This is a genomic window from Pseudomonas sp. UBA6562, from assembly GCF_002434265.1.
Classification (GTDB): Bacteria; Pseudomonadota; Gammaproteobacteria; order Pseudomonadales; family Pseudomonadaceae; genus Aquipseudomonas.
Window position 1 is genome coordinate 194,656 of record NZ_DJJS01000004.1, and the last position, 14,962, is coordinate 209,617.

The window sequence follows — 14,962 nt, forward strand, 5'->3', positions numbered from 1 at the left end:
GCCCCGTCAGAACCTGGCTGCATCGCGCAGCCAGGCCCTGCGCTACCTGGGGCCGGTCAGCCGAACTCGGCCGTATCCGCCAGCGCCGAACAGGCCATCGCCTTGGCCGCCTCCCAGTCGTACTCGCTGTGCACCCGCGCCAGCGCCACGAAGTGCGGGCCGGAATAGAACATCTCATATTGCAAGTGGCGCGAGCCGAACTCCGAACCCATCGCATCCCAGGCCAGCTTCATCAGTTGCACCCGCTCCAGCGGCGTGGCGCTGGAGGAGTACTGCGTCTGCTCGACCAGCGCGCGGGCTTCGGGATGGTGCAGGTCGTCGACGTGTGAGGGCAGCATGATCACACCGCCGCCCGCCAGCTTGCGCAGCGCCTCGATGAACTTCGGATACACCGACTGCGCCACCGCCTGGCACATGTACAGGTGCTTCTTGTCCGGGACCACATAGCCGTTCTGCGTCACCGGGCAATGGATCAGGCCTTTGAACAGACCCTCGATCATCAGCGTGTTGCACGCCATCTCGCCGAGGATCTCGCGCACTGCCGGAAAGTCGCTGACGCCGGTGACTTCGGTCATGCGCTGCGCCAGGCCGGTGAGGAAGTGCAGCTTGGCGGTCAGGCGGGCCAGGCTCTGTGTGTCCATCAGCACTTCGGCGGCGGTGCCGTGGAACTGGCGTCGGCACATGGCGGTGTCGCCATGGACGAACAAGCGCTCCCAGGGCACCAGCACATTGTCGAAGTAGATCAGCGCGTCGTTTTCGTCGAAGCGGCTGCTCAGCGGATGGTCGAAGGTGTTCTTGCCTTCGGCGTAGGACGCGCGCGAGAGGATCTTGATGCCGGGCGTGTTGAGCGGCAAGGCGAACGACAGCGCGTAGCGGTCGTCGACCCCAGGCTTGAGCGGGTTCTGTACGCCTACCAGCACTTCGTCGGCCAGCACGGCGGCGGTGCCGAGCATCTTCGCGCCTTTGACGATCACCCCGGCGTCGGTCTCCTTCACCACACCCAGGGTGTGGTAGAGGTTGTCGGTGTGCTCGCCGGGGCTGCGCGAGCGGTCGCCCTGGGGGTTGACGATGGTGTAGGTGAGGTAGAGATCGCGCTGGCGGGCGTAGTCGAAGTAGCCCTTGAGCGCGGCGGCGCGCTCGGGCGAGTGCGCTTCGAATACCTCGATGTGGGTCATCATGCCGGTCAGCGCCGCCGCCACATGGTCGGGGCTGCGGCCCAGCCAGCCGAGGCTCTGACGGGCCCAGGCCAGGGAGGCGTGGGCACGGCCGAGCAATTGCTCGTGGCGCACCGGTAGCTCCCAGGCCTTGCTCACATGGCGTTCGCCGTTCAAGGCGAAGGCCATCTCGTCGAGGTGGCTGGCCTGATAGTCGTACAGCTTGGCCACCGACGCCACGGCGCCGGAAAACGCCGGGTGCTGACTGTGTTGGGTCAGGCACTGGCCGTTGATGAACACGGCGCGGCCATCGTCGATGGCCTGCAAGTATTGTTGCCCGGTACGGGTCATGCTGGCGCCTGCGGCATGGGAAGCGGTCATAGTTCGAGAAACTCCAGGGGCATGCCCAGCTCGGCACGGCCAACGTAGGTCGAGAACGACTCCCACTGCGCGCCGACATGGCCGCGGTACATCGAGACATCGCTGAAATAGCGCAGCATGCGCGTGTCGCAGCGCGCCTGCGAAGTGCCCGAGGTGCGGAACAGCAGTTCGACCGCTTCGCAGGCTTGCCGGCCGGCCTGTTGCAGCACGCCCCAGGCGCGTACGTTGTCGGCCACGCTGATCGGCTGGCCATTGCGTTGCCAGCGCTGGGCCAGGCGTTGGTGCTGCTCGCAGGTGTAGAGCAGGGTGGCTTCGGCGGCATCGGTCATGGCCAGGGCCTGGCCGAAGGCACGCTGGTACTGCGCATCGCCACCGCGGGTCTGGCTCGGATCGAGCGGGTGCGGCTGCGTCCTGAGCAGGCTCTGGTACTCGTCCAGCGCCGCCCGCGCCGCGCCGATCACCGGTGCCAGCAGGTTGGCGTGGTAGGGCAGCATGAGGTAACCCAAGTACAGCGGATTGCCGTGCAGGCGCGTACCGGCAGTGCCCCTGCGTACGTTCTGGTTGGCGAAGAACCCAGCGAAGGGCACGGCGTACTGGGCGGCGACGAAGACGTCGTCCAGGCGGATGCTGTTCGAGCCGCTGGCGCGCATGCCGAGGATTTCGCTACCGCCCCAGTCGTTGAGGATGGTGAAGTCCGCGCGCGGCACCAGGCAGGCGAGGCTGTGTGGCACCCCGGTCTTGGGCGTGTGCATGACCGTGACGATGGCATGGGTGGAGTAGGTGACGCCGGTGCAGTAGGCGAAGGTGCCGCTCACGCGGTAGCCGCCTTCGACCGTGGTGCAGGTGCCGCCGGGGAAGGCGCGGTGCGGCGCGATGAAGTGCCCGTCGCCGGCGAACACTTCGTCCTGCACCGCCTGCGGCCAGTGCGAGGCCAGCGTCAGCGCATGCCCGGCGGCCAGCGTCAGGCTCCAGCCCAAGGCTGGATGGCCTTGGGAAATCTCGATCATCACCCGGTAGAAATCGCTCAGGCTCAGCTCGTGGCCGCCATAGCGCTTGGGTTGCAGCAAACGGTAGAAACCGTGTTCGCGGAACCACTGGTGCATGCTTGGGCTGTAGGTGCCCTGCGAGTCGCTCACTTCCTGTTCGGCGCGCAGCTTGTGGCGTATTTCCCGCGCGAGCTCGAGATACTCTTCTACTGTACGGTCAGCCTCGTGCGCTGCCGTGACATGGGTATTTGCTTGGCCCATGGAAATGATCCTGAGGTAAGGGTGGGTCAGATTTCTTTGAAGCGTGCGGTGAACTGGCGCAGTACCGGAGGCTCGTAGACGAAGTCCAGCGGGCGCAGGCTGGCGGCGCGGTCGATCACCTCCACCAGCGAGTCGGCCACGTAGTCCATGTGGTTGTCGGTGTAGGTACGGCGCGGGATGGTCAGGCGCATCAGCTCGAACAGCGCCGGTTCCTGTTCGCGGGTCTGTGGGTGGCGGCCCATCATCAGCGAACCGATCTCCGTGGCCCGTACGCCGCTCTCCAGGTACAGCGCGTTGACCAGCATCTGCGCCGGAAAATGGTGCCCCGGCACGTCCGGGCGGATCTTGCCGGCGTCGACGAACACCGCATGGCCGCCGACCGGGGTCTGGATCGGCACGCCTGCGGCCTGCAAGCGGTCGGCCAAGTAGGTTACCTGGCCGATGCGGCTGGCCAGGTGATGCACGTCGCAGGCTTCGTCCAGCCCCACCGCCATGGCCTCCAGGTCGCGCCCGGCCAAGCCGCCGTAGGTGATGAAGCCTTCCATCGGCACGCAGCGCAGCTGAGCGGCCCGCAATAGCGCGTCTTCTTCACGGAAGCAGCACAGGCCGCCGATGTTGACCATGGCGTCTTTCTTGGCCGACATGGTGAAGATGTCGGCGTACTGGAACATTTCGAAGACGATTTCATGGATCGAGCGGTCGCGGTACAGCGGGTCGCGCTGCTGGATGAAGTAGGCGTTTTCGGAAAAACGCGCCGCATCGATGACCACCGGAATGCCGTGCTGGCGCGCCATGGAGGCGGCGTCGCGAATGTTGTCCATCGCCACCGGCTGGCCACCGACGCTGTTGCAGGTGATGGTGATCACCACGGCCGCTACCTGGTGCGCGCCGAGCAGCTCGATTTCGTTGGCCAGTGCCGCCAGGTCGAAGTTGCCTTTCCAGTCGTCGTGCCGTGCGGTGTCCAGTGCGGCCGGGCAGATCAGGTTCCTCACCAGGGCCCCGGCGATTTCCACGTGGGCCTTGGTGGTGTCGAAGTGGTGGTTGGAAATGAACACCGGCGCCGTCGCCCCGCGCTCGCGGGCGCGCTCGACCAGGCAGGGGAAGAGGATCTGCTCGGCGCCGCGGCCCTGGTGCACGGGGATGGTGTGCGGGTAGCCGAACAGGCGCTCGACGGTATCGCTGAGCTTGAAGAAGCTTCTGCTGCCGGCGTAGGACTCGTCGGCGGCGAGCATGGCGCTCCATTGGCGGTCGCTCATGGCGCCGGTGCCGCTGTCGGTCAGCAAGTCGATGAAGACGTCGTCGGCGCGCAGCAGGAACGGGTTGAGGCCCGCCTTGTGCAGCGCCTGGTGGCGGTATTGGGGCGTGGTGGTTCTGAGTGGCTCGACCATCTTGATACGGTAAGGCTCAGGCATACGAACGGGCATTTCTAGGGCCTCCAGGGCACTCAGACAAAAAGGACGGGGACGGTTGCGTCAACGGTTGGCGATACGCCGCAGCACCTCCCATTGCTCGTTGCTCAGGCTCAAGCGGTCTTCCTGGTGCAGGACCGAATTGATGCCGATGTGCGCACGTGCGCCGTGGGTGCGCAGGTAGGCTTCGACGAACTGCGGCTGGTCGGACAGGAACGCGATGTCCAGCTCGACCATTTCCCGCACCACCAACAGCGGCACGGGCGAGCGCAAAGGGTTGAAGTGATCGCTGCGCAACCCGGGCTTGGGGCAGTGCGAATAGAACTCGCCGAGCATCAGGCCAGCGGCGAGAAAGCGCGGCTTGAGCAGGGCGTGGTAGTGGTTGACCCGCGCCGGATCGTCCAGGCCGTGCAGGACGCAGACGATGGTCTTGAACTGGGTGGCGCTGCCGCTGTGCGGAGCACGTTGTTTGAAGGTGTCGATCAGGCCGGACAGCTGCGCGGCGATGGCCTCGTCGTCGCGCCCGGCCAAGGCCACATCGACCAGCCAGAAGGTTTCGCGCTTGATGGCCGGGGGCGACCACGGGCAGACGGCGCCGCTGCGGCCCAGCTCCGGGTGCGGGTTGCACAGGTACGACGTGCACCATCGGGCGATCTCCACCATCTGCTCCGAACAATCGGCGCCGCTGCCCTGCAAAGCCTGCGCGATGGGCACGAGGGTCAAGGGCGCAGCGGGGTTGTTGTCACGTTCCATCATGACTTCCTCAAGGACGTTGGTTGATCGCGTCACGGCCCGTATCACCGTGGGCTACGGGGTGCGGCAGGGGCCTGGTAACCCGACTGCGGCTCGCGCAGCGCCCAGCGGCTGACCAGCGCGGCGGCCAGGGTCAGCGCGGCCAGGCCGTTGGTCAGGCTAGCGAAGGCGTCGCCGTACAGCGCCATGAGGTCGGCGCGGGTCAAGGCCGCGGCGTTGGCTTGGGCGGCGGCGAAGCTGCCGGTGGCCAGCTCGCCGGCTACCGCTTTGGCGGCGGGCTCGGCCAGTACGGCGTCCAGCGGCAGTTGCAGCAGGCTGTTGAGGATCGCCAGCGCGGCCGCGACGCACACCGCCTCGCCACAGGCGCGCATGGTGGTGAAGATGCCGGTGGCCATGCCGGCGCGTTCGACCGACACCACCTTGATCGACAGGTCGTCCATCAGGCCCCAGGGCATGGCCGAGCCGACGCCGATCAGCAGCATGGGCAGGCACAGCGCCAGCCAATCGGCGCCGACCTCGATCCGCGCCAGCCAGAGCAGGCCGACGCCGGCCAACAGCAGGCCGGCGCAACACAGGTTGGCCGGGGCGATGTGGCGCGCCAGCAGCGCGGCCAGGAACGGCACCAGCAGCATCGGCAGCGACAGGCCCATCATCAGCAGCCCGGCCTGGCCGGCGCTCAACTGCTCGACGCCGACGAAACGCAGCGGCAGCAGGATCAGCAGCACGATGAAACTCAGCGCCGTGGCGATGGGCAGCAGTTGCACGCCGACGAAGCGTCTGTCGGCGAACAGCGACAGGTCGAGCATGGGCCGCGCCTGGCGCCGCTCGATGCGAACGAACAGCGCGAGCAACAGCAACGCACCCAGCAGCAGGCCGACCACCGTGACGCTACGCCAGCCTTGGGCGGGCACTTGCATGATGGCGAAGGTCAGTGCCACCAGCATGGCGCTGAAGCTCAGCACCCCGGCCCAGTCCAGGTGCCGGGCGTCGGGATCGCGGCTTTCGAACATGCGCGGCGCGGCCAGCAGCCAGGCCAGCGCGCCGAAGGCCGCGCCCAGCAGGAAGATGGCGCGCCAGTTGAAATGCTCGACCAACAGGCCCGAAACCACCGGTCCGAATGCCAGGCCCAGACCGAAAGCGGTGCCCAGCAGGCCGAAGGCGCGGGTGCGCGCATGGCCCTGGAATTCCTGGGCCAGGGTCGCCGAACCGCCGGCCATGGTCAGCGCGGCGGCGATGCCCTGAAGGCCGCGGACCAGGTCGAGAAAGACCACGTTCGGCGCGCAACTGACCACGATCGACAACAGCGTGAAGCTGCCGATGCCCCAGCAGAACATGCGCTTGCGGCCGTACAGGTCGGCCAGGGTACCGGCGGCCATGATGGCGCTGCCGAAACTCAAGGCGAAGGCGTTGACCACCCAGGCCAACGCGACGGAGCTGCCGCCGAGTTGCGCACCGATGGCCGACAGCGCCATGGCCGGGCCGGTGTACTCCAACGGCAGGATCAAACCGGCCAGGCATACCGCGCATAGCACCAGTGCCTTCCGAGTGGCGTCTTGCTTGACTTCCATGGCCTCTCGCTTCCCTTCCATGCATGAGTAGACGAGGGATGGTATTTGAGGGATAAGTGCACTTGAAGGGGACAATATTCAAAAGAGAATTGCGGTTTATGCATGAATGATGACATTTCGCTATGGCGCTTGTTTTTCCGCATCGTCGAGCGCGGCAGCCTGACCAAAGCCGCTGATGACCACGATCTAGAGCCTTCGTCGGTCAGCCGGCGGATTTCCTCGCTGGAAAAACGCCTCAATGTGCGTCTGCTCAACCGCACCACGCGGCAAGTGGCCATGACCGAAGCCGGATCGCGAGCCTACGAACTGATGAAACCGTTGATCGACGAGATGGAAGGCGTCATCGCCGACCTCGACGGCGGCTCGCCGTTGATCGCCGGCACGGTGCGCATGACCGCCCCGGTCAACTTCGGCGAACGCCACTTGGTGCCCTGGCTGACCGCCTTTCAGCGCCAACACCCGCAGGTGCTGCTGGACCTGGTGCTATCGGATTCGCGTATCGACCTGCGCGGCGAAGCCATGGACCTGGCCTTGCGCGTGGGCGAACTGCCGGTCTCGGACATGCTCACCCGGCGCATCGGCAGCATGCCCAGCGGGCTGTACGCCAGCCTCGCCTACGTGCGCGCCCACGGCTTGCCGGAAAAACCGCAGGACCTCACCACCCACCGCGCCATCCTTTATTCGCTCGGCCAGGAACGGCACCGCACGCGCTTGCGCCTGCACCGCGACGGCAAGGAGGTCAGCGTCGAGTTGCAGGGGGTGTTCTACCTCAACAACGTGGGCGGCATCCTGCAGGCGGTGCGCCAGGGCGCAGGTTTCCATCCCGGTCCGCGCTGGCTGTTCCAGGAGTGGGTCGATTCGGGGGAGCTGGTCGAGCTGTTGCCGGAGTGGGGCCTGACGGGCCTGCCGGTGCACCTGGTGCGTCTGAACAACCGCTACGAGCCCAAGCGGGTGAAGGCGCTGGAGGACTGGATCGAGCAGTGCTGGGCACAGGCCAACCTCTAAGGCTCAGCCCAGCTTGCAGGCGTGTGGGCCACCCGGCCTCAAGCAACTGGCATCGGTCCCTGGATTGTCGCCAGAGGCGTTCAAAGACGGCCGAACCCAGGCGGCGTCAAAAAAGCGTTCATCGTTCGACAGCGCGGTCCGCAGCCGGCCCAGCCTAACGACGACCCTGCGCCGATCGTCGGCGCGACCAGGGATCGAGCAACCCCTCAAGAACGGGCTTGCAGGGCCGATGAACTGGTCACGAAGCCCGTGTGTGCCAAGCCGCGCCTGCCCTCGCGAACGAAGTGGCAGGCGCATACGTCGCTCGGCACCGTTTTTGCTTTGTCACCTCCAACGCTGCCTACCTGCCGGATTCCCATGCGCCTGTTCCTCGATCCCTCCCGCGAAATCGATGCCGCCTTGCTGCGCTACCGCCGTCTGTTCGGCGTGCTGGCCCTGTTCAGCGGGGTGATCAACCTGCTGATGCTGGTGCCGTCGATCTACATGATGCAGGTGTTCGACCGGGTGCTGACCAGCCGCAACGAAACCACGCTGCTGATGCTGAGCCTGATCCTGCTCGGCTTCTTCGCCTTGAGCTGCGTGCTGGAGTGGGTGCGCGGGCAGGTGATGATCCGCATGAGCGCCGGGCTCGACACGCACCTGGGCGAGCGGGTGTTCGACGCCGCCTTCGAGCGCAGCCTGAAAGAGCACAGCGCCAACCCCGCGCAGGTGCTCAGCGACCTCAACAGCATCCGCCAATTCGTCACCGGACCGGGCCTGATCGCGCTGTTCGACGCGCCGTGGTTGCCGCTGTACCTGATCGCCACGTTTCTGTTCCACCCCTGGCTGGGCGTGTTCACCGTCATCGGCTCGCTGATCCTGGCCGCCTTGGCGCTGTGGAACGAGCTGGCCACGCGCAAGAGCATGGCCGAAGCCAATCGCCTGTCGGTGGCTTCGTCCAGCTACGTCAACGGCACGCTGCACAATGCCGAGGTGATCCAGGCCCTGGGGATGCTCGCGCCACTGCGCCGGCGTTGGTTCAACGTCCAGCAGCGCATGATCGTCGAGCAGGCGCGGGCCAGCGACCGCAGCGCGCGTATCGCCTCGCTGTCGCGCTTCGTGCGCATGACCTGGCAGTCGCTGGCCCTGGGCTTGGGCGCGATCCTGGTGATCGAGAACCAGATTTCCGCCGGGGTGATGATCGCCGTGTCGGTGCTGCTGGGCCGGGCCATGGCCCCGGCCGAGGCGCTGATCGGTTCGTGGAAGCAGATGGGCAACGCCAAGAGCAGCTACCTGCGCCTGAACCGCCTGCTCGACGAATTTCCCCAGGCCGGCACGCGCATGCCGTTGCCGCCGCCCAGCGGTGCGTTGAGCCTGGAACGCCTGGTGGTGACCCCGCCCGGCCAGCAGAAACCGGCCATCAACGGTGTGACCTTCGCTTTGGCCAAGGGCGAAGTGCTGGCCATCATCGGCCCCAGCGCCTCGGGCAAATCGTCCCTGGCACGGGCCATGGTCGGCATCTGGCCGGCCCGGCAAGGCTCGGTGCGCCTGGACGGCGCCGAGATCGGCCAGTGGTCGCGCGAGGCCCTGGGCCCGCACCTGGGCTATCTGCCCCAGGACATCGAGCTGTTCGACGGCAGCATCGCCGAGAACATCGCCCGTTTCGGCGAGGTGCAGGCCGAGCAGGTCATCGCCGCCGCGCAACTGGCCGGTATCCACGACATGATCCTGCAACTGCCCAATGGCTACGACACGCCGCTCGGCAGCGGTGGCCTGGGCCTGTCCGGTGGGCAGAAGCAGCGCATCGGCCTGGCCCGTGCGCTGTACGGCAAACCGGCGCTGGTGGTGCTCGACGAACCCAACTCGAACCTCGACGATGCCGGCGAACTGGCGCTGGTGCAGGCCGTGCGCCGGCTCAAGGCCGACGGCTGCACGGTGGTGCTGGTGACGCATCGGCCGAACGTTCTGAACGCCGTGGACAAGCTGCTGTTCCTGCGCGACGGCGTGCAGCACCTGTTCGGCCCGCGCGACCAGGTGCTCAAGACGCTCGTGCCGGTGCCGACCGGCAAGCCTGTCGAAATCACCAGCCAACAAGCCTGAGGCCGCCATGCAAGCCAGTGCCAAAGACGTGTCGCCCATCGCCCACCGCCCTGACGCCGACGCCGCCGGCATCGCCCGTATCGGCGTGTGGTGCCTGCTGTTGGGCTTGGGCGGTTTCCTGGCGTGGGCCTGCCTGGCGCCCCTGGACCGCGGTGTGGTCGGCAGCGGTACGGTGGTGGTCTCCGGCGAGCGCAAGACGGTGCAGTCGCGCACCGGCGGCATGCTCGACAGCATTCTCGTGCGCGAAGGCGATCGCGTCGAGCAGGGCCAGGTGCTGATGCAGTTGAACAGCGTGCAAGCCCGTTCGCAGCTCGACGTCGCCCTGGGCCAATGGCTCAGCGCCCGTGCGGTGGAGGATCGGCTGATGGCCGAGCGCCTCGACCTGCCGCAGATCCAGTGGTCCGAGGCATTGCTGGCCCGCGCAGGCGACCCGCGCGCGGTAGCGGCCATGGAGTTGCAGGGCCATCTGTTCGTCACGCGCCGCGCCGAGCTGGCCAGCCGCATGCAGATCAGCCGGCACGAGATCGCCTCGCTCAACGACCAGCTCAAGGGCTTCGAAGAGATCAAGCGCAACCACGCCGCCCAGCTGCAATTCCAGCAGCAGTCGCTGCAAGGCATGCGCGAGCTGGCCCGCGAGGGCTACTTGCCGCGCAACCGCCTGTTCGAGGCCGAAAGCAGCGCCGCGCAATTGGGTGCGCAGTTGGCGGCGAGCATTTCCGACATCGGCCGTACCCAGCAGGGCATCAACGAGAGCCAGCTCAAGGGCCTGCAGCAGACCCAGCAGTTTCGCAGCGACGCCGAAACCCAGCTGACCCAGGTCAGCGCGCAGACCTCCAGCCTGCTCGAGCAGATCAAGTCGCTGGAGTTCGACGTCAACAGCGCTTCGATCACCGCCCCGGTCGGTGGCCAGGTGATGGGCATGACCGTGCACACGGTCGGCGGCATCGCCCAGCCGGGGCAGCGCCTGCTGGACATCGTGCCGCAGGGCTCGAGCTGGGTGGTCAAGGCGCAGTTTCCGCCGATGATGGCCGACCGCCTCAAACCCGGCTTGCCGGTCGATGTGCGTTTCGGCTCGTTGCAGCGGGTGCACACGCCGGTGATCGTCGGCCAGGTGGCGACCGTGTCGGCCGACCAGTTGGTGGATGAGAAGAGCGGCTCGGCCTATTTCGCGGTGGAGGTGGCAGTCAACCCGCAGGCGGTGATCGAGCTGCGGCAATTGGGTCTGGACATAAAACCCGGCATGCAGGCCGAAGTGCTGGTCAAGACCGGCGAGCGGACCCTGGCCAGCTACCTCATGCAGCCGGTGGCCGAGCGCATGGCCGGCGCGTTGAAGGAGGAGTGAGCATGCGCCTGTCCAAAACCGTCCTGCCTAGGCTGTACGCTGCCTCCACGTGCGTCGCCGAGCCCCGCTTGTCGCTTGAGGAAGCCTGACCATGCGTCTGCCCCTGACCGTACTGTTCAGCCTGCTCGTCGCCCCGGCGTTGGCCGCCGAGCCACCGCTTTCTTTATTGGGGCTGTACGACGCCTCACGGCTCAACGATGCCACCTATCAGGTGGCCGGCCACGATTACGACGCCTCGCGCCAGGAGCGGGCCATCGGCCGCAGCGCACTGTTGCCGCAGGTGGGCGTCAACGCCCGTTACGGCCATGGCGGGCAGTTCGAACGGCAATCGCCGGCCCATAGCCAGGACGATCAATATGCTGCCGACAGCGTCGCCCTGACCGTGACCCAGCCCCTCTACGACAAGGGGCGCTGGGCCGCCTACGAACAGGCCAAGGCCCGCGGCCGACTGGGCGAGGTGCAGCACGACAACGCCGACCAGGCGCTGTTCGACCGTGTGGTGGGCGCCTATTTCGACCTGGCCCAGGTGGAAAACGAACTGGCCCTGACCACGCAACAGAAGGCCGCCATCGAAGGCCTGGCCACCCAGTCCCAGCGTTTGTTCGATGCCGGGGAGGGCACGGTCACCGACCTGGCCGAGGCCCAAGCGCGGCTCGATTCGGTGCGCGCCCAGGAAATCCAGTTGCAGGCCCAGCACCGCTCGGCCCTGCGCCGGCTGGCGGGGCGCTCCGGGATCGACGTCACGGAAATTTCTGCGATGCAGACGCAGGCTCCGGCGGCAGCGTTGCTCGCCCCTGAGCAGGACCTGGACTACTGGATGGCCAAGGCCGACGAGGGCGCCGGGGTGCTGGGCGTCAGCCGTGCCTCGATCAGCCTGGCCGAAGCCAACCTGAGCCAGCAGAAGGCCCAGCATTACCCGACCCTGGCCTTGAGCGGGCGCGTGGCGCGCATCGACCAGAGCGACATCAACGAGCTGTCCCAGCGCCAGTCGACCTATTACGTCGGCGTGGTGCTGGACATTCCGCTGTATCAGGGCGGCGGCGTCACGGCGTCGTCCGAGAAGGCCCGCGCCGCACTGGAAAGCGCCCGCTCCAGCCTCGATGCCCAGCAACAGCAGTTGAGCGAAGACGTCGAAGTGGATTACCTGGGCGTGGTCGCCGGCTTCGACAAGATCAAAGCTCTGGCCACCGCCGTGCGCTCCAGCGAAACGGCGTTGACCTCGGCGCAGAAGGGGTATGGCGCCGGCGTGCGCTCCACGGTGGACATCCTCGATGCCCAACAACGGCTGTTCTCGGCCAAGCGCGACTTGCTCGACACCAAGCTGGCGATGTTGCAGAGCTACGTGAACCTGCACACCCGCACCGGGCAGATGACCCGGCGCGAGTTGGAGAAGGTGCAGGCGTTGTTCTGAGGCGCATCCGTGCAAGCCTGGGCCCGGTGTACAATCGGCGTCTTTGCACGCAGTGGAGCGCCGTCGTGGCCCGTAGAGTCTTTTCCCAGTTCGAAGCCGTTTCCGCCATGGTCCCCGTCGAAGGCGGCGGATACCAGGCGGCCATTGCCGTGAAGCACCTGGTCGGCGGCGGCGCGCCGCGCTTTCACAAGGTGTTAGACGGCCAGCATTTCACCAGTGCCGTGGCCGCGGACACCGCTGCCAGCGCTGAGCTGGATCGGCTGCAAGGTGTGACCGAGGACGGCGAACTGTTCTGGTAACCGGTCGCTCGGCTACGCGTCGACCAGGCACTCGCCCACTTGCAGGGGCAGGCTCAGCGGCCAGGCGTCGGCCGACCCCTGGCAGACCCAGCGCTGAGGCGTCAGCCGACCCACAGCAGACCGGCCAGGGTCAGCCCAGCCTGAATGGCAAGCACCCAGCGCAGCCATCGCGGCGAGCGCCGGATGAACCAGAAGACCGCGTTCAGCAGCATCGAGATCAGGTTGCCCAGCCACAGGGCAACACAGGCCATGTACTGGCTGAGGTCGAAAAATGATGTCGGCGTGTTCAGAAACCAGAGCGCGACCACCGAGGCCACGATCAGGCTGGCCACGGACAGTCCGGCGACGCATTGGGTAACGTTCAGTTCATCGTCGGGCATCATGCTACGGGAGTCTCCTGAGTCGGGGTCGAGTGGCTACGTCGAGCCGTTGCGCATTCGCTACCGGGCTTGCAGACTTCAGGAAGGCCGGCTCATCTTGAACAGGTTGCCCAGTTCGAAGTAGTCCGCAGGGCCCCCGCCGCGCAGGATCGGCTCGCCCGCCGCCGTGTCGTAGATGCCGTCCTTGAGCAGACGCTCGGCGATGTGCACGGCCACCACTTCGCCCAGGATCAACCAGCTTGGCACCAGCGCCTGATCGGCGCGCTTGAGCTGGACGATCTGCGTGACCTTGCATTCGAACGACACGGGGCTCTCGCCCACGCGCGGCGTCTGGATGATGCGCGACGGTGCCGGAGTCAGCCCGCTCAATTGGAACTCGTCGACATCGGCCGCCACCGCCGCGCAGCTTTGGTTCATGGCCTCGGCCAGGGGTTTGGTGGCCAGGTTCCAGACGAATTCGCCGGTCTGCTCGATGTTGTTCAGGCTGTCCTTGCGCCCGACGCTGCAGAAACCCACGATTGGCGGAATGTAGTTGAAGGCGTTGAAGAAGCTGTACGGCGCCAGGTTCAGGCGACCTTGCGCGTCCTGCGAGGAGATCCAGCCGATGGGCCGTGGCCCGACGATGGCGTTGAACGGATCGTGGGGCAGGCCGTGGCCTTTGGCGGGTTCGTAGAAATGCATGGGGTGCGGCCTTGTGCGGGGGAGGGATTGCCTAGTGTGCCAAGGCTGGGCGTGGCTGCAAGTGCTGCTTGAGGAGGCAGGCTGCCTCTAAGGCAATGCGACGTGGTACCGCGTGTTGCGCCCTCCGCCTGGCAAGCGCAAAAGGCAGCCCTTGTCGAGCAAGTCGACCAAATGGCGTGTAGCGGTGGCCTTCGATACTTTGGCTACGGCCTGGTACTGCGCTGCGCTGATCCCGCCTTCGAATCCCTTGGCACCTCCGTCGAGCAAACGATTGAGCACTTTGACCTGTTCGGGCAACAGCGCCTCTTCCCGATGTGCCTGCCAGAACCGAGCTTTGGCCAGCACGCGGTCGATGCGCGCCAAAGCCTGTTGCAGGCTGCGCAACAGCGTCTCCAGAAACCAGCTCAGCCAGGGGGTGATGTCCAAGCCGTCTTTCTGGCTGCTTTCCAGCACTGCGTAGTAACCGGCGCGGTCGTCCAGAATGCTGGCAGCCATGGTGTAGAAGCGAATGGCCTGGCCGTCACCTTGCGCAAGCGCCAGGTCGGTCAGGGCGCGAGTGAGGCGGCCGTTGCCGTCGTCGAACAGATGCAGGGTCACGAACCAGAAATGGGCGATCCCGGCACGCAGCAGCGGGTCGAGCCCTGGCTCGCCACGGCTGCGGGCGAACCAGTCGAGAAACGCGTCCAACGCCTGCTCCAAGCCTTCACGTGGCGGGGCCTGGAAGTGCACGGTAGGCCTGTCCAGGCGTCCGGAGACTACCTGCATGGGCGCGTGGCCGCGCAGTGCGCCGATGCGCATGGGCTGGCTCAATCCTTGGGCCTCTTCGGCGAACAGCCAGCGGTGCCAGGTGAACAGTCGAGCCGTGGTCAGCGGCGCATCGCGCCCTTGGGTGGCATCGAGCATGAGTTGGGCCACGCCTTCGCTGCGAGCCGATACCCTGCCAGGTTCTTCGACGCCCAAACGCTTTGCCAGAGAGGAGCGCACGGATTCGACGTTCAACTGCTCGCCTTCGATGGCCGAAGACGTCACGATGTTGCTCAGCAACGTGTCGAGCACGGCCTGTTTGTCGTCCATGCCATCCACAGCGCTCAGCTTGCCCAATAGTTGGCCTTGTGCTGCTACACATTGGCGTAGCGAAACAGCCAAGTCAGCGTCGCGCCATTGGAAATCGGGCCATTCAGGCTGCTGCCAAATCCATATTCGTTCGCCCATGCATCATGCTCCTCAAGGGTATGAGCCGAATAAAGGTATTA

General features: G+C 66.3%; 13 protein-coding genes. 5 read left to right on the forward strand and 8 right to left on the reverse strand.

The features are described from left to right. Positions 1-56: 56 nt before the first annotated feature. Genes B4M43_RS05060 through B4M43_RS05080 form a run of 5 tightly spaced genes read right to left on the reverse strand, consistent with a single transcriptional unit; the run spans position 57 to position 6,512 of the window. Positions 57-1,535: a 4-hydroxyphenylacetate 3-hydroxylase family protein gene (locus tag B4M43_RS05060; RefSeq protein ID WP_296264780.1), complete on the reverse strand. Its 1,479-nt coding sequence runs from the start codon at positions 1,533-1,535 to the stop codon at positions 57-59. Further along, positions 1,532-2,782 (reverse strand): hypothetical protein, encoded by a 1,251-nt coding sequence (locus B4M43_RS05065; RefSeq protein WP_296264782.1) that lies wholly within the window; start codon positions 2,780-2,782, stop codon positions 1,532-1,534. The genes B4M43_RS05060 and B4M43_RS05065 overlap by 4 nt, the downstream gene beginning before the upstream one ends. A 26-nt stretch (positions 2,783-2,808) precedes the next feature. Continuing rightward, positions 2,809-4,206 carry a tryptophanase gene (locus B4M43_RS05070; RefSeq protein ID WP_296264784.1) on the reverse strand — a complete coding sequence of 466 codons (1,398 nt, stop codon included), beginning with the start codon at positions 4,204-4,206 and terminating at the stop codon, positions 2,809-2,811. A 48-nt stretch (positions 4,207-4,254) separates the two neighbouring features. Then, positions 4,255-4,944, reverse strand: a complete 690-nt coding sequence (locus B4M43_RS05075; RefSeq protein WP_296264785.1) for a DUF6875 domain-containing protein — start codon at positions 4,942-4,944, stop codon at positions 4,255-4,257. Between the two features lie 44 nt (positions 4,945-4,988). Next, positions 4,989-6,512, reverse strand: a complete 1,524-nt coding sequence (locus B4M43_RS05080; protein WP_296264787.1) for an MFS transporter — start codon at positions 6,510-6,512, stop codon at positions 4,989-4,991. 102 nt (positions 6,513-6,614) lie between these two features. Here B4M43_RS05080 and B4M43_RS05085 point away from each other — a divergent pair, with 102 nt between their 5' ends. From B4M43_RS05085 to B4M43_RS05105, 5 genes are all read left to right on the forward strand, one after another. Next, positions 6,615-7,517 (forward strand): LysR family transcriptional regulator, encoded by a 903-nt coding sequence (locus B4M43_RS05085; RefSeq protein ID WP_296264788.1) that lies wholly within the window; start codon positions 6,615-6,617, stop codon positions 7,515-7,517. Between the two features lie 357 nt (positions 7,518-7,874). Further along, positions 7,875-9,596 (forward strand): type I secretion system permease/ATPase, encoded by a 1,722-nt coding sequence (locus tag B4M43_RS05090; protein WP_296264790.1) that lies wholly within the window; start codon positions 7,875-7,877, stop codon positions 9,594-9,596. A gap of 7 nt (positions 9,597-9,603) precedes the next feature. Further along, a complete protein-coding gene (locus B4M43_RS05095) occupies positions 9,604-10,938 on the forward strand; it encodes an HlyD family type I secretion periplasmic adaptor subunit (RefSeq protein ID WP_296264792.1) in 1,335 nt (444 codons plus the stop codon). Between the two features lie 91 nt (positions 10,939-11,029). Beyond that, positions 11,030-12,349: a TolC family outer membrane protein gene (locus B4M43_RS05100; RefSeq protein WP_296264794.1), complete on the forward strand. Its 1,320-nt coding sequence runs from the start codon at positions 11,030-11,032 to the stop codon at positions 12,347-12,349. Positions 12,350-12,456: 107 nt separating this feature from the next. Further along, positions 12,457-12,648, forward strand: coding sequence for a hypothetical protein (locus B4M43_RS05105; protein WP_296265332.1), 192 nt, complete (start codon positions 12,457-12,459; stop codon positions 12,646-12,648). A gap of 101 nt (positions 12,649-12,749) precedes the next feature. Here the strand turns inward: B4M43_RS05105 and B4M43_RS05110 are convergent, their stop codons facing one another. The 3 genes from B4M43_RS05110 to B4M43_RS05120 all read right to left on the reverse strand — a co-directional run bounded on the left by B4M43_RS05110 (position 12,750) and on the right by B4M43_RS05120 (position 14,921). Further along, the gene (locus B4M43_RS05110; protein WP_296264795.1) at positions 12,750-13,031 is read right to left on the reverse strand and encodes a hypothetical protein; all 282 of its coding nucleotides are present in this window, start codon (positions 13,029-13,031) and stop codon (positions 12,750-12,752) included. Positions 13,032-13,106: 75 nt separating this feature from the next. Then, the gene (locus tag B4M43_RS05115; RefSeq protein WP_296264796.1) at positions 13,107-13,709 is read right to left on the reverse strand and encodes a flavin reductase family protein; all 603 of its coding nucleotides are present in this window, start codon (positions 13,707-13,709) and stop codon (positions 13,107-13,109) included. A gap of 87 nt (positions 13,710-13,796) precedes the next feature. Next, positions 13,797-14,921, reverse strand: coding sequence for a Fic family protein (locus tag B4M43_RS05120; RefSeq protein WP_296264799.1), 1,125 nt, complete (start codon positions 14,919-14,921; stop codon positions 13,797-13,799). Between the last annotated feature and the right edge of the window lie 41 nt (positions 14,922-14,962).